Consider the following 18,513-nt stretch of genomic DNA (forward strand, 5'->3'; position numbering starts at 1 on the left):
TTTTTCACCTACCTAAATTTGTTCATTGAGTAATTCCGCCATAAACTCTTCAAAATCGTATGTGCCAGCATCCTTTTCATCTTCATCTGTTTGTTGATTAGAACCATTCATCTGTTCCTTAAGTTGATCATCTGTGCTATCTTTAGATTCCTGTAAGTTAGTCGCACTCATGGATACATCCTGTTTTTCAATAATAACTTGATGTGGTGAGAAGATATTTCTTAATTGATGTAAATTTGAATCAAGCATTTCTTTTGCCGCCATGGAAGAAACCAATATTTTCACAGTCATTTCTCCATTTATTTGCGCCATTCTTATCGTCATATCTCCCAATTGATCCGGACTTAGCTTGATGGATAATCCACTACTTCCATTCCAGAAGTTTTGCAACTTATTAGATTGTATAATTTGTTTAAATTTATCGATCATTTGTTGTTCTTGAGTCTGATTTACAGAATTTGAATTTAAATGAATATAAAACTGCTCCAATTTAGAAATCGGTACGGATTGATTCATTGACGTATAAGTAACAGGTTTATCGAGATCGATTAGCTTACTTAACCACTGACTGACATCTGTTGATGTTATTTTCGGTACATTTTTCTGCTGATTATATTGATCACTTATCTGTAAGAGCTTGGACCAAATTCCATCTAATTCGAGTTCATTAGCAGCATTAATCTGAGTAAACATAAGACTCTGTGTATGTTGTGTTGATTGTAATTTCATTTGCTGATTATTTAACTGTTGATACCACTGTTCTAGCAATGATGCTATCTTAGGGGCAATCACATGAACATCCCCTTTATTCGAAACGTTTTGTAACAATTCCATCGCTGTCAGTTGTATTTGTTTCGGCGTCAACAAGTTTATTTTTCCAGTTTCTTGTGCAACATCTTTTGTCAAACTAGGGTTATTTGACGAAACTAACTTATCCACATATGCACGAAAGTAATCATGGTCAGCAAGGATTTGATAAGCTAATTGTTCTACATTTAATTCAGCTATCGACTCTTCAATGTGTACTAAAGTATCATTATCTTCTACACTGCTTGAGAGCACCATTTGCACTTGCTTCATCAACGAATCATATAAACCGGTCTCTTGTAGAAATTGCAATAATTCTTCAGGAACTTTCTCATTCACTAGTTTTTCAGTTAAAATCAATCCAATATCCTTATCCATTGATAATCCGTTACTTTCAGAAAAAGTATTCGCTAGTAGATCGTGAAAGTTTTCTGTTTTCGTATTGGATAAAGATGAATGAGATTTTGGCGAACTTGGCATATATTGTAATGCTTGTAACATCATGACATTCATTTATTCACCTCCTTTCAAATAGATAGTTGGTTATTCATTCTCCAATGCTTTCATAACGAGTTCGGTATATTTGGCTGCTTCTTCTTTCGTCATTCGTTGTAATATTTCTCCGCGATCAGCGGGTTCCATTCCTCGTAAGATACGAACAACTAATTGATCATCGTCGATTGATTCAAGAATTTGAGCAGCCTGCTTTCCTTTCATCTCTGTAAATGATTGAATCATTTCATTCGCAACTTCTTCTTCAGGATTCTGATTTTCTTCTGTGTTATTGTTCGACTCATTTCGATGTTCAAGGCGAAGGACTTCATCTTCTAATTGTTTTATAGTAGATTCTAAATCTCCAATAGAATTTTCTAATTCTGTTACTTCATCTTGTTTTTCTTGCAATTTTGCTTGTGCCGTCTCTAACTCTTTTGAAGATTCCTGAGTAGGTTGATCTTCTTTAATCATCTCACCGACAATTGGGACATTACTTGTTTTTTCTTTTGCCCAATCAACCACCTCAACCCCAGCCATTTCTAGAACAAAAACAGCTAATATAGCAACAACAAATAGTGGAATGACACCTGCAAATAACACCAAGATAAAAGGATTCATCTTTTTCTTTTCTTCATTATTGTTCATAATATTCACCTAGACTTATGGCTTAAATATTGTTGCATGGACATCTCATCCATCCAATTCGCTTCTTTTCTTTTCGCTTCCTCTATTTCGTTCTTTTGTTTAAATTCAATAATCTTATCGAACTTCTTTACTTCAACATAGGCGTTTGATAGTTTTTCTTGTTTTATTTCCATGTCTTTTCTTGCTCGTTGTACAAGAAGTTGAACACTTTGAATGCGCTGATTTAATTTTTCAATATAGGTGGCTTGTTCCTTGATTTTTTCAATTGAAGTTGTAGTTTGGATATACGATTCAAATGAAGCCTCTGCATTCTCTTTTGTTCGTAACAAGTTATAGAGTTCGGTTGCTATTTTTTCGAACGTTTCCATTGATTGATTATAATCTGATTGAGCAACCTTTTTTTCATTCTCTCTAATCTCTCTTATTCTATTTAAACCAACTACTTCTACCATTAGGACACCCCTCCATGTAGTAGATTCTTCATCATTTGTATTGTTTCATCAAACGTCCGTTTTTCATGTATACCTTGTTTTAAAAATTCTTGAATATAAGGTTGAAAACTGATAGCTTGATCAATCTCTTGATTAGTTCCTTTTTTATATGCACCAATCGTAATTAACTCTTGGTTCTCTTCATAGGTAGATAACAGCTTGCGTAATGTTTGACTTTGCTCCTTATGTTCCTGATTGGCAATAACATTCATAACTCTGCTAATTGATTTCAGTACATTTATTGCTGGAAACTGTCCTCGCTCTGCTAACTTTCTATCAAGAATGAAATGCCCATCTAAAATTCCTCTAACCGCATCTGCAATCGGTTCATTCATATCATCACCATCTACCAACACAGTATAAAATCCAGTGATTGTTCCATTAGCGTTCGTTCCCGTACGCTCTAAAAGTTTAGGTAATATGGAAAAAACAGAAGGCGTATAACCTTTGGTTGTTGGTGGTTCACCAACAGCAAGTCCAATTTCACGTTGTGCCATTGCAACCCTAGTTACTGAATCCATCATTAAGTTAACTTTATAACCTAAATCCCGGAAATATTCACTAATCGCAGTAGCGGTATAAGCCCCTTTTATTCTCATTAGCGCAGGCTGATCAGAAGTTGCAACAACTACAATTGATTTCTTTAATCCTTCTGGCCCGAGATCATTTTCAATAAATTCTCGAACCTCTCTTCCCCGCTCACCAATTAATGCAATCACATTTATATCTGCACTACTATTTCTTGCAATCATCCCAAGAAGTGTGCTTTTACCTACTCCACTTCCTGCAAATAAGCCAACTCTTTGTCCTTCTCCCATTGTAAGTAAAGAGTCAATTGCCTTTACTCCAACTTGTAACGGCGTTCGAATCGGCGGACGTTCAAGGGGATTTGGGGGAGCTTGCTCAGTCATAAAATTAGCTAACCCCTTCGGAAGTTCTTCTGTCTCATTTAACGGTTTTCCTAATGAATTTAGAACTTTTCCAATCAACCCTCTGCCAACCTTCACTGTTAAAGGTTTCCCTGTTGCTTCAACAAGGCAACCTGGACCAACTTCAGTAACCTCTGTATAAGGCATTAATACTATTTTTTCATTTCGAAACCCGACAACTTCTGCTAATAAAGCATGATCCGTATTTGGAGAAGTCTTTATATAGCAAACCTCTCCAATATTAGCAGTTGGGCCTTCAGATTCTATCATTAGTCCCACAACTCTGATTACTTTTCCATAACGTTTATACGTATCTACTTTAGCTATAACTTCTCTGTATTGATCTATCATTATGCTTTCGTCTCCATCAAGTAATCCATTAAAGCTTCACGAATCTTCGTCAGTTGACTATCAATATTAGCTTCAATTTGCCCGAACGGATGTTCAATTATACAATCCGTTTCTTTCAAATCTTCATTCACATATATAGCCAGTTTACTATCCTTACCAAGCATGCGTTGTAATTCCATTTGATGTGTAGAAACAAGTTCATAATATGTTGGATGTAAAATGATAGATACTTTTGGTTGACCTTTTATATCGTGAACCGCAGCTTTCACAATATTTAAAAATTCACTCGGATGCTCCGTAAGTTGATTTTCTAATATTCGCTCAGCGACCAACACGGATAGTCCTAATATTGTTTCCGTGCTTTTATCAAGTTCACTATGATAATCTTTAATTGTTGCGTCTACAATATTATTTACTTCGGTTAATTTTTCTTTGTAAGAATCGTAACCTTCTTGTTTTCCATGTTCGTATCCATCTCGATAGCCAACTTGTTTTGCTTCTTCAATAAGTTTTTGCTTTTCCTCTTGCCACTGTGCTTGTGCTGCAGCTATTTTTTCTTTTGTTTCCTGAATCAACGAATGTTGTTTTTCTTGAATCGATTGCAAATATTTTTTCTCTTCTTGTATTTTTTGTTGTACGTGTTGTGAAATAATTTCTTCTGTTTGTTCAGGTTCAAATTGTTGTGGAACAATAGATTCAATTGATCGGATTGAAATTTGCTTTGTTTGATTAGACAATGATATCGTCTCCTCCACCTCTTGCAATTACAATTTCACCTATATCCTCTAGTCTTCGGATCAATCCTACGATACGAGTTTGAGCTTCTTCGACATCTCGTAACCGAACTGGTCCCATAAACTCCATCTCTTCTTTAAAGGTTTGCGCCATTCGCTCTGACATATTTTGAAATACAATATCTTTTACTTCTTCACTAGCAACTTTTAATGCTAAACGAAGGTCTTCATTATCTACTTCACGTACGACACGCTGTATCGCACGATTATCAAGAATAACAATATCTTCAAAGACAAACATCCGTTTTTTAATTTCTTCAGCTAAGTCAGGATCCTGAATTTCAAGCGCATCTAATATTGTTCGTTCTGTACTTCTGTCTACACCGTTTAACACTTCTACTACTGCTTGAATTCCACCTGTTTGAGTATAATCTTCGGTTACAGATGAAGAAATGTTTTTTTCCAGCACTTGTTCAATTTGATTAATTATCTCAGGTGATGTTGAGTCCATCGTAGCAATTCTTCTAGCAACATCAGCTTGCAGTTCTTGCGGTAGAGAGGAAAGTATTTGTCCACCCTGTTCAGGATCTAAATAAGATAATATAAGTGCAATCGTTTGTGGATGTTCTCCCTGAATAAAATTAAGTACTTGTTGAGGGTCTGCTTTCCTCGCAAAATCAAACGGTCTAACTTGCAATGATGATGTTAAACGATTAATGATATTAGATGCTTCCTGTTTACCGAATGCTTTTTCTAATACCGTTTTCGCATATCCAATACCTCCAGAAGTAATATAATCTTGCGCTAGGGCAATTTGATGAAATTGTTCCAAAACCTCTTCTTTTAAATTGGAGTCAACTTTTTTTACAGAAGAGATTTCAAGACTTAATTTTTCAATTTCTTCTTCCGATAAGTATTTATATACTTGTGCAGAAACGTCTGGCCCTAGAGATATTAGAAGAATTGCCGCTTTTTGTTTACCCGTTAATGTACCTTTTGTTCTAGCCACTTCACATCCTCCTAATCTTCACCAATCCAGCTTCGTAAAAGTTTTGCAAAATCCTCTGGTTTTTCTTTTGCTATTTTCTCTAGTTGTTTCCTTCTGATAGTAGCTTCTGATTCTTCTTTTTCTGGCAAATCTGGTATCGGGGTTTGATCGTTTATTTCTTCATACTCTTCTGCTACTTCATCGGATGTCTTTCGATTTCGAATTAAGAAGAACAACAATACAATAATTACGAGTAGTAAAATTCCTGCTACAACATATAGCCAAGTTGGAATTCCAGCTGTACCTTCTGGACCTGGTGATGTAGTTTCTGTGAATTCTTGAAATACGATTGAGGTTTTATCATCAGGTACTAAATCTTCGTTGAACTCCCCATCGATAGACGAAGTTATAATCGAATTTAAAATAGAACTAATTCCTTCCCCTACAGACGTCTGCTCTTGTTGTGAGAGATACTCTACCTGATCATCTACATTTCTCGTATTGTTGACAGCAACTTGAATACCCAAATCTCTAACTTTATAAGGACTTTCCACGATATCACGACGAATTCGATTAAACTCATAATTAATTGTTTCTTTATCTAGTTCATACTCTCCGTCTCCATTATCACCGGCTGGATAGTTAGCTACATCTTCCTCACCAGTGCCTGCTTCTCCAGCTTCTGCTGCACCTTCTCCTACATAGGATTCTTGTATAGTTTCTAAGCTAACCGGTAAGCCTTCCATATTTTCTATGTCTACCGGTTCTACTAACTCCTCTGTTCGATTCTCTTGTGTGAAATCTATGTCTGCTGTAACAGATACAACGATATTTTCATTGCCTACCATCGTACCTAGCATTTGTTGTAATCTACGTTGTATATCTCTTTCCACTTCTTTTTTTACTGTTTGTTGATGTGTATATGTATCCTGATTTGCTGCTTGCTGAGTATTTTGATCAAAATACTCAAAGTATTGATTCATAATCACAATATTTTCTTCCGGTAAGTTGGGTACTGCTTTTGAAACTAAATGATACAGCCCTTCTACTTGGTTCCCTTCAAACTGATACCCCGGTTGTGTATTTAGAACAATCGAAGCACTTGCTTCACCTGTTACATCCGTGGCAAATACCGGTTCTTCTGGAACATTGATCATTACTTGCGCATCTTGAATTCCTTCAACACTTTTGATTAAATTCGCAAGTTCTGTCTGCATGGCATCTAACTTCATTACATTAAACTCATTATCCGTAATTCCCCAAGAGGTATTTTCACTAAAAAATGAGTAATCAATGCTACCATTATTGGGAAGTCCCATGGCTGCTAAATCTAACAACAATGTATCAACCTGTTCTTCTGGAACAGTAATCGTCGATCGTCCATTTTCTAATTCAAAAGGAACACCTCGAGATTCTAATTCCGTTGTAATTTGGCCTGCTTCTTGTGTTGATAAATTGTTATAGAGTGGTACATAGTTTGTATTTGTCGATGCAAAAGTAATTACACCAATTAGTAATATGATTAGAAGAAATCCCCCAATAACACTTCCCTTTTGAACTTTGGAACGAGATGTCCAAAATGACGTTAAAGAATCCTTCCCTTTTAAAAATTTTTCCTTCATATATTTCCCCCACTACAACACATATAAATTAAAAAAATTTCAATGAAATGCACTAAGTTATACTTGCATTCTCATTACTTCGTTATATGCGTCAATCACTTTCTTTTGCATCTGAACAGTAGTTTCAAGCGTTACGCTCGATTTTTGCGCAGTAATCATAACATCATGCAAATCATCAATCTTTCCACTTGCAAATGCTTCTGTTTTTTTATCCGATTCTAATTGAATATGGTTTAGGTCTTCAATTGCATTTTTTAAAGTAGAAGCAAAATTTGCTTGTGCTTCACTAGCTGATTGTTTTACTTTTCCATCCGATCCGACCGATTGAATCGGAGTGACGTTATTATTGATAATTGGTACAGTCATATCATTCACTCCTTATCTATTTACCAATTTCTAGTGCTTTCATTAACATACCTTTACTAGCATTAAAAGCTGTTATGTTCGCCTCATAGGACCTAGTCGCACTCATTAAATCAACCATTTCTTTTAAAGGGTCTACATTAGGCATTTCGACATACCCTTGTTCATTCGCATCCGGATGCTGAGGATTAAACACTAATTTAAATGGTTCATCATCTTCCGTAATAGATGTTGTCTTCACACCTGAAGCTGAAGTAGATGTAGAAGAAGTTGCATGTTTTAAAACATTCTTAAATTGATTTTGATCTGATTGTAAAGTAACCATTTTTCTACGATATGGTTCAAATTCCCCGTCTGCATTTATCGTTGCTCTAGTAGATTGAGCATTAGCAACATTAGAAGAAACAACATCCATTCTTAATCGCTGTGCTGTTAATCCACTAGCACTTGCATTCATAGAATTAAATATGGACATTCTAGTTACCTCCTCTAATTACAGTTTGTAGACTTCCAAATTTACCATTTATTCGATCAATCAAACCGTTATAGTAGATTTGATTTTTCGCCAGTTCAGCCATTTCTTTATCAACATCAACATTATTCCCATTATGGTTATAAGTCGTAGAGTGATTTGTAACATATCGATAAGGTGATATGGATATTTGATCAAATGACAAATGACGATCGTTTGTTCTTTTCGCATCTATTGTAGACATTGCATTTTCTAAACTATCTTTGAAAACAACATTTTGCGATTTATACCCGGATGTGTCTGCATTTGAAATGTTATTAGAAATTGCATTATTCTTTGCTGTTGAAAAATCTAATGAGTGTTCTAATTTAGATATAGTACCTGAAAATAAGTCCACCTCTTAATCAACTCCTTCATTATTTTAACACCCAAAAATTCCTATGCTGATACGAATATTTTAAGTTATATGTTTTACAAAGTCTATGTATTTTCGACATTTTCCTTAATATGAAACAAAAATGACCATAATTAACTAGGTCTTTTATCACAATGATTTTCCTTTTTTTGTAATCAAGTGCAGAACACGACAATTTTCGCTAATAAAAAATGGTAATAAATGGAAAAATATCAAACATTTAAAGGTAAACTGGAAAAATTATGTATATGATTAGTCAAATATACCGGGTTTTATTACCTACAAACCATAATTTAAGTATAACAAAAAAAGGAGTCGATAATCATCGACTCCTTTACATATTTGTGAAAATTTTACATTATATACTAATTACCCACATAAGATATCGTTTGTTTACCTTTACGAAGGTAGCTCACTTTATCTTGTGCGTAACTTTTCTAATTCTACTAAGAATTTATCATTTAGTACTTTAATATACGTACCTTTCATACCTAGTGAACGAGACTCAATTACTCCAGCGCTTTCTAATTTACGTAGTGCATTCACAATTACAGAACGAGTAATTCCAACTCGATCTGCGATTTTACTCGCAACTAGCAATCCTTCTTTACCATTAAGTTCTTCAAAGATATGATCAATAGCTTCTAATTCACTGTAAGAAAGCGAGCTAATCGCCATCTGTACTACAGCTTTACTACGTGCTTCCATTTCTATTTCTTCTGTTTTTTCATGAAGAATTTCCATTCCGACTACTGTTGCACCATATTCTCCTAATAGTAAATCATCATCACTAAAGCTTTCGTTAACTCTTCCTAGAATTAACGTACCTAGACGTTCTCCACCACCGATAATCGGAACAATTGTGGTAAGTCCATCTTTAAACAATTCTTTGTTTTCTACAGGGAACACTGTATGAGTACTTTCGATGTCCAAGTTTGGCGTAGTCTCACGAATATCATGTAATCCTTTTGTATATTCCTCTGGGAATTGACGCTCTTCTAACATAGACTTCATACGCTCGTTCTCAATCTCTTGATTTACAGCAAACCCTAATAACTTTCCGCGTCTACTTACAATATACACATTCCCACGAATAACGTCGCGTAATGATGCAGACATTTCGTTAAAATTCACTGACTTTCCTGTTGCTGTTTGTAACATTGCATTGATTTTTCTTGCTCTACTTAATAAATCCATGATATTTCCTCCATTCAATATTTTAAATTATAGTATGAATTGGCTTAAATCTTTATCTTGAACAATAGATGATAGTTTATCATCGACATAACCAACCGTAATTTCAATTTTTTCCATTGTAACTTCTGGTGCTTCATACGATAAATCTTCTAAAAGTTTTTCTAATATCGTATGTAATCGTCGAGCACCAATATTATCTGTGTTTTGATTTACTTGATAAGCGATTTCTGCAAGCCTTTCTATAGCCTCGTCAGTAAATTCAACATTTATACCTTCTGTTTGCAGCATAAGTTGATATTGCTTAATTAAAGCATTAGAAGGTTCCGTTAAAATACGTTTGAAATCTTCCACCGTTAATTTTTCAAGTTCTACCCGAATTGGGAATCTTCCTTGTAATTCAGGTATCAAATCAGAAGGTTTTGACATATGAAAAGCACCAGCAGCAACAAATAACATATGATCTGTTTTTACAGCTCCGTGCTTTGTTACAACAGTAGAACCTTCAACAATTGGCAAAATGTCCCGTTGAACTCCTTCTCTGGATACATTTGCTGCATTCTCTTGCTTACCAGCTACTTTATCAATCTCATCAATAAAGATAATACCAGATCCTTCTGCACGAGCAGCAGCTTCTTGAGCCACTTCATCCATATCTACAAGCTTTTGAGCTTCTTGCTGCGTGAGTACTTTTCGAGCTTCCGAAACTGGTAATTTTCTTTTTTTCTTTTTCTTTGGCATAAACTGACCAAATGCATCTTGCATATTCATTCCCATTTGCTCCATACCCGATCCTTGTAACATATCAAACATGGATGGGGGAACTTCATCAATCTCTACAGAAACAAGATGATCTTCAAGCTCTCCGAGAGATAATTGATGAGCGATTCGTTTTCGTTTTGAACGAATTTCGTCATGTGAATCTTCTTCCGTCGTTTCGTCATCTCCATTGGATTCATCTGATTGGAATAACATTTCAAATGGATTTTTCATAGCTGGCTTCTTTTTAGATTCAGGAACTAATAATTTTACTAACTTTTTATTCGCTTCTTCTTCAGCTTCACTCATTACTCCAGCCATTTTCTCTTCTTTTACCATTCGGACAGCCATTTCAACCAAATCTCTTACCATGGATTCTACATCTCTACCAACATAACCAACCTCAGTAAATTTTGTTGCCTCAACTTTTATGAAAGGTGCTCCTACCAATTTCGCAAGTCTTCTAGCAATTTCTGTTTTTCCTACACCGGTTGGACCAATCATGAGAATATTTTTAGGGACAATTTCATCACGGAACCCTTCATCTAATTTCATTCTCCGATAACGATTACGAAGTGCAACCGCTACTGATTTTTTTGCTTGCCTTTGACCAACAATAAACTGGTCTAACTGCTCAACAATTTGCCTTGGGGTATAATCCATTCCCATTGATGGATAGCCTCCTTTTATTCAAGTACTTCTAACGTTATTTGATCATTAGTGAACACACATATTTCTCCTGCAACCTCTAATGCCGAACGAGCAATATCTGCAGCTGACATATTATCAGCATGTCTGACAAGCGCTCTTCCAGCACTTAAAGCATAATTTCCACCTGATCCAATAGCTAATATACCATCGTCAGGCTCAATTACTTCACCAGTTCCAGATACCAGATACATATGTTCTTTATTCATCACAATTAACATTGCTTCTAATTTACGAAGTACTTTATCTGAGCGCCATTCTTGAGCTAGTTCTACCGAAGCTCTTGTTAAATTTCCATTAAATGATTGTAGCTTGGTCTCAAACTTTTCAAACAAGGTAAACGCATCCGCTACCGAACCAGCAAACCCTGCAAGAACTTTTCCATTATAGAGTGTTCGAACTTTTTTAGCCTTGTGTTTCATTACAACGGAGTTTCCTAATGTTACTTGACCGTCTCCACACATGGCACTTTGACCTTGGTGCTGTACAGCAAAAATAGTTGTCGCATGCATTTCCATTGTCATTACCCTCACCTCACCTTTTGTTCCCATTAGCTCTTGGGTGACTTTTCATATAAGCTTCCCGCAAATGATCTTTTGTCACATGCGTATATATTTGTGTCGAGGATAGGCTTTCATGGCCGAGCAACTCCTGTACAGATCTTAAATCAGCACCCTCATTTAATAAATGCGTTGCAAATGTATGTCTCAACTTATGAGGATGTACATGTACAGTCAAAGAGGCTCTTTCGACGATTTTATTTAAAATGGTACGAATTCCTCGAGTGGTTAGATGACCTCCACGCGAATTTAGGAAAATAAATTCTGTGTCTGAATTACTTTTTTGCAGTAACTTATTTCTTCCTTCTTGAAGATAGGTCTCTAACGCTATTTCAGCAAAACTTCCAAATGGCACGTAACGTTCTTTACGTCCTTTCCCTCGAACAAAGATAGTACCGATTGAAAAATCAACATCCTGTAAACGAAGGTTTTGGCATTCACTGACACGAATTCCAGTTCCATATAATATCTCTAATAAAGCTTGATCTCTTTGCCCTAATGAAGTCGTTATATCGTTAACTTCAAACAATTTATCCAATTCCTCTTGGTATAAAAAACCAGGAACCGGTTTACTCGTTTTCGGCAGATGTAACTGTACAAAAGGGTTTCCTTCCACATAACTTTCTCTTTCTAGAAAACGGTAAAAACTTCTTAAGGTTGATATCTTTCTTGAAACGGACCTACGACTAAGTTCTTGCTTATATAAAGAAGTTAGAAAAATGCGTACATCTTTATATGTCACATTTGCAATATGAGCTATTCCCTCCGAACGAAGGAAATCCGCGAAAATTTCCAGATCATTCCGATAATATTTCACGGTATAAGGTGAAGCATTTTTTTCAATTTGCAGATACTCTACAAATGTATCTATATATAACTCTAATGGGTTCATATCTTCACCTCATTGCACAGCGAATAAATAATAACACACTCTAACCGATAAAGCAATGAACTTAACTAAATTGTAACAAAATTCAGAATGATATACAATCTTAATGATTTTGCAAAGATGTTGTTGCAAGATAGCCGATTGTCGTGTGTAAAGTATTTTACCTTACCAAAGAGTGATTATAATAATAAAATAGCTCATAGTCAAATAACAAATCTTATAAACATATAAAAAGTTGATATTGTTGAATATTCTGTGAACGATATAGTCTTTATATTTCCTTTTTAAGGATTGTTTATACCCATTTCTGATAATTTTCTTTTTGTATCTTCCGTTCCTAGCTTATTTAATAGCAAAAATAGGTTTTTAATATCTTGTTTATAATTATTTCGTTCATCATCAACTCCCCATTCATCAAAAGGTTTCAGTCCAATATATTTCATTGCATTTTTTGATTCCTTTTCAAGGCGAGAAAATATTTCCCTTATTTCCAATATTTGTTCATCTGTTGCTTTAATTTCAAATTCAATTTCATTGTCTGGAACAGAAAAAGTTCTAATTTCCTTCGTATCAATGGCTACATAATATATATTGTGAGTATCCACTTTTAATCCACTCCTTCTATACGTCAGTATTCCCATTGCATATTTAAGTAAAACGTATTAAGACAAAAAAGACTTATAGAGAGGAGCTATTCCAACTCTACAAGTCATACAATTAAGTCTGAGCTACTTCTTTATATTCACAATTTGTACACTGGACCTGAGTGTCTTTCTTATTCTTTTTCTCCACTAGCATAGACTCACATTTTGGACATTTTCTAGCAATTGGTTTGTCCCATGAAACAAAATCACATTCAGGGAACCGATCACATCCATAGAATGTTCGCTTTTTCTTTGATTTTCTTTCAACCACATTACCTTCGTTACATTTCGGGCAATCAACACCAATTTCTTTTAAGATCGGTTTCGTGTTACGACATTCCGGAAAGTTTGAACAAGCAAGGAATTTTCCGTATCTTCCCATCTTATAGACCATTTCATGACCACAATTCTCACAATCGATTCCTGCTGGTTCATCTCTTATTTCAACTTTTTCCATCTCGTCTTCTGCTTTATCAAGTCTTACTTTAAAGTCTTTATAGAAACTATCAATAATTTGTTTCCACTCTATCTTTCCTTCTTCAATAGAGTCTAAATCATCTTCCATTTTTGCTGTGAAGTCCGCATCGACTACCTCAGGGAAAAATTCAATCATTAGTTCACATTTTATTTCCCCAAGTTCAGTCGGAACAAATCTTTTATTATCCATCGATACGTAACCCCTACGTTGAATCGTATCAAGTGTAGGTGCATAAGTAGACGGCCTGCCAATACCTATTTCTTCCATTGTTCGAACAAGACGAGCATCTGTATAACGTGGAGGTGGCTGGGTAAAATGTTGATTCGGTTTGATTTCTTTCGAATCGACTAGCATACCTTCTTCTAATTCAGGTAATAACTTATCTTCCGTCTTCTTGTTATCATCATTACCTTCCACATAAACTTTCATGAAACCCTTAAACTTAATTTTTGATCCAGTTGCTCGGAATTCAATGTTATTGTTTAGTAAATGTACAGTCATTGTATCCATTACTGCTGGAGCCATTTGACTAGCTACAAACCGTTCCCAAATCAGTTTATATAAACGCAGCTGATCTCTAGATAAAGTATTCTTTAAAGTTTTCGGATCTCTTATAGCAGAAGTTGGTCGAATCGCTTCGTGAGCGTCTTGCGCACCTTCTTTATTTTTCGTTGATCCTTGTTTACCTAAATACTTCTCTCCATAATTATCTTTAATATAGTTCTTTGCTTCTTCTTTTGCAGAGTTTGATATACGAGTAGAATCAGTACGCATATACGTGATTAAACCTGTAATCCCTCCGGATTTTTTCCCTAGGTCAATACCTTCATATAACTGTTGGGCAATCATCATCGTTTTCTTCGCCCGGAAATTTAATTTTCTAGCAGCTTCTTGTTGTAAAGATGAGGTAGTAAAAGGTAAGGCTGGATTTCTTTTTCTTTCCCTTTTTTTAACCTTATCAACTGTAAATGTTTTTCCGTTTAATTGTTGCTTAATATCTTTCACATCTTGTTCGTTTTTCAAAGCTACCTTTTTACCTTTTATTCCATAGAAAGAACCTTCAAATATTTCTTTATCCTTTTGGAATTTGGCATCTATAGACCAGTACTCTTCCGGTTTGAAATTTTGTATTTCTTTTTCGCGGTCTATAATCATCTTTAGAGCAACCGATTGTACTCTTCCCGCACTAAGTCCTTTTTTTACTTTTTTCCATAGTAATGGACTAATATTATAGCCAACCAATCGATCCAGCACTCTTCTAGCTTGTTGGGCATCTACTAAATCCAAGTCTATTGGTCGTGGATGCTTGAAAGATTCTTTAATTGCCTCTTTCGTAATTTCATTAAATACGACTCGACAATTAGAGGATGGATCAACACCTAAAATATATGCAAGATGCCAAGCAATCGCTTCCCCTTCTCTATCCGGGTCGGCAGCAAGATAGATTTTTTTTGCTTTCTTAGCTGCTTTACGTAATTCTTTGAGAATATCACCTTTACCACGAATGGTTATATACTTTGGTGTAAAGTTATTTTCGACATCTACACCTGTTTGACTTTTGGGTAAATCACGAATATGACCCATGGAAGCCTTTACGGTATATTTTTTTCCTAAATATCGTTCAATCGTTTTTGCTTTTGCAGGTGATTCAACGATAACTAAATAATCTGACATGTACCTTCCTCCCAAAATGAGGTTGACAATTTTACGTAATGAAATCTTTACTAATACTAAATATAGATTTCTGTTTTGTCAAACACTTCAACTAAAACATTTTTAATTTTCAAGTAAAATTCCTTCATATTCTTGGATAATATCTTTCGATTCTTGGACTAATTTTGCACCATCTTGAATCATTTGGTGACAGCCTTTTGTTTGTTGCACCCAAGGATTACCTGGCACTGCAAATACTTCTCTTCCCTGATCAAGCGCTTGTTCTACAGTAATAAGTGTACCGCTTCTTTCCATTGCTTCAATAACAAGTGTTCCCATCGTTAATCCACTGATGATACGATTTCTTTCTGGAAATTGATGTCGTTTCGGTGGTTGATCAGGTGGATATTCTGTAATTACTAATCCTTTTTGTGTTATTTCTCGAAACAATGGTAGGTGCTCTCTTGGATATATATGATGAAATCCTCCCCCTAAGACAGCGATTGTTTTTCCATTCTGATATAAAGCCATCTGATGAGCAAAACTATCAATACCTCTTGCCATACCACTTACGATTACCCAACCGCGTTGAATTAATAAGGGCAAAATAACATCCATTTTTCTTCGAGCTTGTGATGTAGGTTTTCTTGTTCCAATGACACTTAAGCTAGGTAATTTCTTTAAAATGCCTACATCTCCAATTGTATATAAAACGATTGGGGCATCCTTAATAGTATTTAACATAGGTGGATAATATTCGTCAACTATGGTTACGGTTTGATAAAGTTGCATATCCTTAATTACTTGTTTTTGTAAAGCTACATTATGAAGATCTGAATAAAAATATTCAGCTTTTTTCAAGGAAATATTTAACCAACCTGAAAGTTGATTTGCAGAGGATTGATAGGTTTTATTTAATGAAGGATCATGTTGAAGAATGTTACGGAGTAATTGCCGAGTAATAGACCGACATCTAGAGAGATGTACAATTTTTGTTTTCAATAATTCCAAGCTACCACTTCCTTTAACTAGTATATTGGAAATAGAGATTGGGACAAAAGAATCCAAACGAGCCAATTTTTTATCATCGTCTGTCACAAGATATCCCAATCTCTATTGTTTAATTAATGTGTTTTACACTTTTCATCTAAGCCTTTTTCTTTTAATACTTCAATCATTGTTTCTCCCATAACTGCAGGAGTATCTGCTACCTTGATACCGGCAGCTTCCATTGTACGGATTTTTTCATCAGCAGTACCTTTTCCACCGGAAATGATTGCTCCAGCATGTCCCATACGTTTACCTGGAGGTGCTGTTGCTCCGCCAATAAAGCCTACTACAGGTTTATTCATATTAGCTTTCACCCATTCAGCAGCCTCTTCTTCAGCAGTGCCACCAATTTCACCAATCATAATTACTGCCTCTGTTTCTGGATCTTGGTTAAATGCATCCAACACATCGATAAAGTTTGTGCCATTCACAGGGTCTCCACCGATACCGACTGCAGTAGTTTGACCATAACCTGCTTCTGACAATTGATGTACAGCTTCATACGTTAATGTCCCAGAACGAGAAACAACACCAATATGACCTTTTTTATGAATATATCCAGGCATAATACCTATTTTTGTTTCATCTGCAGTAATGACACCCGGACAGTTAGGCCCAACTAGACGTGTCTTCTTACCTTCCATATAACGTTTTACTTTTACCATATCTAACACTGGAATATGTTCCGTAATACAGATAACAAGATCTAATTCTGCATCTGTTGCTTCCATAATAGCATCTGCTGCAAATGGTGCTGGAACATAAATAACTGAAGCAGTCGCACCAGTAGCATCGACAGCATCTTTTACCGTATTATATACTGGGACTCCTTCAACTTCTGTACCTGCTTTTTTAGGCGTTACACCTGCAACAATTTTAGTGCCATAATCTAGCATTTGTTTTGTATGAAAACGTGCAGTTCCACCGGTAATTCCTTGGACAATCACTTTTGTATCTTTATTAATATAAACACTCATTTTCGTCCGTCCTTTCCTATCGTAAAGTTCTCGGTTTATTACGTTTATTTTACTGCAGCAACAATTTTTTCTGCTCCATCAGCCATAGAGGTTGCAGAAGTAATGTTTAAGCCAGATTCATCTAAAATTTTCTTACCTTCATCAACATTTGTACCTTCAAGACGTACAACTAGTGGAATCTCTAAACCAATTTGTTTTGTAGCTTCTACAACACCTTCAGCAATAACGTCACACTTCATGATTCCACCAAAGATATTAACAAAAATACCTTTTACATTTTTATCTGAAAGAATAATCTTAAATGCTTCTGTTACTTTCTCTGCAGTAGCACCGCCCCCTACATCAAGGAAGTTAGCCGGATCTCCGCCATAATGTTTAATAATATCCATGGTAGACATAGCTAGTCCTGCTCCATTTACCATACACCCGATATTACCATCAAGAGATACGTAACTTAAGTCATACTTAGAGGCTTGGATCTCTTTTTCATCTTCTTCTTCAAAATCTCTTAATTCTTGAATATCTTTATGGCGATATAGTGCATTATCATCAAAATTTAATTTTGCATCAAGCGCTAGTACTTCACCATCACCAGTTGTTACTAATGGATTAATCTCAGCAATAGAGCAATCCTTCGCAACGAAGGCATCATATAAAGCAGTCATAAATTTAACTGCTTTTCCTAGTAATTCTTCTGGAATATTAATATTAAATGCTAGTCTTCTAGCTTGGAAAGGTGTTAATCCAACTACTGGATCAATTACTTCTTTAAAGATTTTTTCTGGAGTCGCTTCAGCAACTTCTTCAATTTCAGTTCCACCTTCTTCTGATGCCATCATAACAACTCTAGAAGTCGCACGATCTAATACTACCCCAACATAATATTCCTTTTGAATGTCACAGCCTTCTTCAATTAGTAAACGTTTTACTTCTTTTCCTTCAGGTCCAGTTTGATGAGTTACTAATGTCTTTCCTAATATTTCATCCGCATATGTACGAACTTCTTCAAGACTTTTTGCAACTTTAACTCCACCTGCTTTACCACGGCCACCAGCATGAATCTGCGCTTTGACAACGTTTACAGATGTGCTAAGTTTTTCCGCAGCTTGTACAGCTTCGTCCACTGTATATGCAACATAGCCGTTAGGAACCTTAACCCCATATTCCCGTAAAACTTGTTTACCTTGATACTCGTGAATGTTCATCTTCCATCCTCCTATCAAATTCAATGCATTTCCATTGTATTAAAAAAATGAGAATTTAACAAGAATTAGCGAATAAGGTTTGAC

The 18,513-nt window shown here is 35.4% G+C and carries 19 protein-coding genes; all 19 read right to left on the minus strand.

Features of this window, described 5'->3' with window-relative positions:
* Nucleotides 1–12 precede the first annotated feature (12 nt).
* Nucleotides 13–1,320, minus strand: a complete 1,308-nt coding sequence (locus tag ABC346_RS14825; RefSeq protein ID WP_413235575.1) for a flagellar hook-length control protein FliK — start codon at nucleotides 1,318–1,320, stop codon at nucleotides 13–15.
* Between the two features lie 30 nt (nucleotides 1,321–1,350).
* Nucleotides 1,351–1,947 (minus strand): MotE family protein, encoded by a 597-nt coding sequence (locus ABC346_RS14830; protein WP_413235576.1) that lies wholly within the window; start codon nucleotides 1,945–1,947, stop codon nucleotides 1,351–1,353.
* Nucleotides 1,948–1,952: 5 nt separating this feature from the next.
* Nucleotides 1,953–2,399 carry a flagellar export protein FliJ gene (gene fliJ, locus ABC346_RS14835; protein ID WP_413235577.1) on the minus strand — a complete coding sequence of 149 codons (447 nt, stop codon included), beginning with the start codon at nucleotides 2,397–2,399 and terminating at the stop codon, nucleotides 1,953–1,955.
* Nucleotides 2,399–3,718 carry a flagellar protein export ATPase FliI gene (gene fliI, locus ABC346_RS14840; RefSeq protein ID WP_413235578.1) on the minus strand — a complete coding sequence of 440 codons (1,320 nt, stop codon included), beginning with the start codon at nucleotides 3,716–3,718 and terminating at the stop codon, nucleotides 2,399–2,401. Before fliI ends, fliJ begins: the two co-directional genes overlap by 1 nt.
* Nucleotides 3,718–4,455 (minus strand): flagellar assembly protein FliH, encoded by a 738-nt coding sequence (fliH, locus tag ABC346_RS14845; protein WP_413235579.1) that lies wholly within the window; start codon nucleotides 4,453–4,455, stop codon nucleotides 3,718–3,720. Before fliH ends, fliI begins: the two co-directional genes overlap by 1 nt.
* Nucleotides 4,448–5,461, minus strand: a complete 1,014-nt coding sequence (fliG, locus tag ABC346_RS14850; RefSeq protein ID WP_413235580.1) for a flagellar motor switch protein FliG — start codon at nucleotides 5,459–5,461, stop codon at nucleotides 4,448–4,450. The genes fliH and fliG overlap by 8 nt, the downstream gene beginning before the upstream one ends.
* An 11-nt stretch (nucleotides 5,462–5,472) precedes the next feature.
* Entirely contained in the window at nucleotides 5,473–7,062 is a 1,590-nt protein-coding gene (gene fliF, locus ABC346_RS14855; RefSeq protein ID WP_413235581.1) for a flagellar basal-body MS-ring/collar protein FliF, read from the minus strand.
* A 57-nt stretch (nucleotides 7,063–7,119) separates the two neighbouring features.
* On the minus strand, nucleotides 7,120–7,428 hold the full coding sequence (gene fliE / locus ABC346_RS14860; RefSeq protein ID WP_413235582.1) for a flagellar hook-basal body complex protein FliE: 309 nt from the start codon (nucleotides 7,426–7,428) through the stop codon (nucleotides 7,120–7,122).
* Nucleotides 7,429–7,444: 16 nt separating this feature from the next.
* A complete protein-coding gene (gene flgC / locus ABC346_RS14865) occupies nucleotides 7,445–7,900 on the minus strand; it encodes a flagellar basal body rod protein FlgC (protein ID WP_413235583.1) in 456 nt (151 codons plus the stop codon).
* A 1-nt stretch (nucleotide 7,901) separates the two neighbouring features.
* A complete protein-coding gene (gene flgB, locus ABC346_RS14870) occupies nucleotides 7,902–8,294 on the minus strand; it encodes a flagellar basal body rod protein FlgB (RefSeq protein ID WP_413235584.1) in 393 nt (130 codons plus the stop codon).
* Between the two features lie 435 nt (nucleotides 8,295–8,729).
* Nucleotides 8,730–9,509, minus strand: coding sequence for a GTP-sensing pleiotropic transcriptional regulator CodY (gene codY / locus ABC346_RS14875; protein ID WP_413235585.1), 780 nt, complete (start codon nucleotides 9,507–9,509; stop codon nucleotides 8,730–8,732).
* 27 nt (nucleotides 9,510–9,536) lie between these two features.
* A complete protein-coding gene (gene hslU, locus ABC346_RS14880; protein ID WP_413235586.1) occupies nucleotides 9,537–10,934 on the minus strand; it encodes an ATP-dependent protease ATPase subunit HslU in 1,398 nt (465 codons plus the stop codon).
* Between the two features lie 17 nt (nucleotides 10,935–10,951).
* The gene (gene hslV / locus ABC346_RS14885) at nucleotides 10,952–11,497 is read right to left on the minus strand and encodes an ATP-dependent protease subunit HslV (protein ID WP_413235587.1); all 546 of its coding nucleotides are present in this window, start codon (nucleotides 11,495–11,497) and stop codon (nucleotides 10,952–10,954) included.
* A gap of 10 nt (nucleotides 11,498–11,507) precedes the next feature.
* Complete coding sequence (gene xerC, locus ABC346_RS14890; protein ID WP_413235588.1) at nucleotides 11,508–12,425, minus strand: tyrosine recombinase XerC; 918 nt, start codon at nucleotides 12,423–12,425, stop codon at nucleotides 11,508–11,510.
* A gap of 281 nt (nucleotides 12,426–12,706) precedes the next feature.
* The gene (locus ABC346_RS14895) at nucleotides 12,707–13,027 is read right to left on the minus strand and encodes a hypothetical protein (RefSeq protein ID WP_413235589.1); all 321 of its coding nucleotides are present in this window, start codon (nucleotides 13,025–13,027) and stop codon (nucleotides 12,707–12,709) included.
* Nucleotides 13,028–13,139: 112 nt separating this feature from the next.
* Complete coding sequence (gene topA / locus ABC346_RS14900; protein ID WP_413235590.1) at nucleotides 13,140–15,218, minus strand: type I DNA topoisomerase; 2,079 nt, start codon at nucleotides 15,216–15,218, stop codon at nucleotides 13,140–13,142.
* A gap of 102 nt (nucleotides 15,219–15,320) precedes the next feature.
* Complete coding sequence (gene dprA, locus ABC346_RS14905) at nucleotides 15,321–16,208, minus strand: DNA-processing protein DprA (protein ID WP_413235591.1); 888 nt, start codon at nucleotides 16,206–16,208, stop codon at nucleotides 15,321–15,323.
* A 113-nt stretch (nucleotides 16,209–16,321) separates the two neighbouring features.
* Nucleotides 16,322–17,224, minus strand: coding sequence for a succinate--CoA ligase subunit alpha (sucD, locus tag ABC346_RS14910; protein ID WP_413235592.1), 903 nt, complete (start codon nucleotides 17,222–17,224; stop codon nucleotides 16,322–16,324).
* Between the two features lie 44 nt (nucleotides 17,225–17,268).
* Nucleotides 17,269–18,429 (minus strand): ADP-forming succinate--CoA ligase subunit beta, encoded by a 1,161-nt coding sequence (gene sucC, locus ABC346_RS14915; RefSeq protein WP_413235593.1) that lies wholly within the window; start codon nucleotides 18,427–18,429, stop codon nucleotides 17,269–17,271.
* Between the last annotated feature and the right edge of the window lie 84 nt (nucleotides 18,430–18,513).

The organism is Oceanobacillus phoenicis, assembly GCF_047238145.1.
Taxonomy (GTDB): Bacteria; Bacillota; Bacilli; order Bacillales; family Amphibacillaceae; genus Oceanobacillus.

Bases quoted from the DNA above. Each gene is read 5' to 3' on its own strand.
- topA (WP_413235590.1), bottom strand. From the start codon at position 15,218: ATGTCAGATTATTTAGTTATCGTTGAATCACCTGCAAAAGCAAAAACG.
- hslU (WP_413235586.1), bottom strand. From the start codon at position 10,934: ATGGGAATGGATTATACCCCAAGGCAAATTGTTGAGCAGTTAGACCAG.
- codY (WP_413235585.1), bottom strand. From the start codon at position 9,509: ATGGATTTATTAAGTAGAGCAAGAAAAATCAATGCAATGTTACAAACA.
- fliF (WP_413235581.1), bottom strand. From the start codon at position 7,062: ATGAAGGAAAAATTTTTAAAAGGGAAGGATTCTTTAACGTCATTTTGG.
- ABC346_RS14825 (WP_413235575.1), bottom strand. From the start codon at position 1,320: ATGAATGTCATGATGTTACAAGCATTACAATATATGCCAAGTTCGCCA.
- sucC (WP_413235593.1), bottom strand. From the start codon at position 18,429: ATGAACATTCACGAGTATCAAGGTAAACAAGTTTTACGGGAATATGGG.
- fliE (WP_413235582.1), bottom strand. From the start codon at position 7,428: ATGACTGTACCAATTATCAATAATAACGTCACTCCGATTCAATCGGTC.
- sucD (WP_413235592.1), bottom strand. From the start codon at position 17,224: ATGAGTGTTTATATTAATAAAGATACAAAAGTGATTGTCCAAGGAATT.
- xerC (WP_413235588.1), bottom strand. From the start codon at position 12,425: ATGAACCCATTAGAGTTATATATAGATACATTTGTAGAGTATCTGCAA.
- flgC (WP_413235583.1), bottom strand. From the start codon at position 7,900: ATGTCCATATTTAATTCTATGAATGCAAGTGCTAGTGGATTAACAGCA.
- hslV (WP_413235587.1), bottom strand. From the start codon at position 11,497: ATGACAATGGAAATGCATGCGACAACTATTTTTGCTGTACAGCACCAA.
- fliJ (WP_413235577.1), bottom strand. From the start codon at position 2,399: ATGGTAGAAGTAGTTGGTTTAAATAGAATAAGAGAGATTAGAGAGAAT.
- ABC346_RS14830 (WP_413235576.1), bottom strand. From the start codon at position 1,947: ATGAACAATAATGAAGAAAAGAAAAAGATGAATCCTTTTATCTTGGTG.
- fliI (WP_413235578.1), bottom strand. From the start codon at position 3,718: ATGATAGATCAATACAGAGAAGTTATAGCTAAAGTAGATACGTATAAA.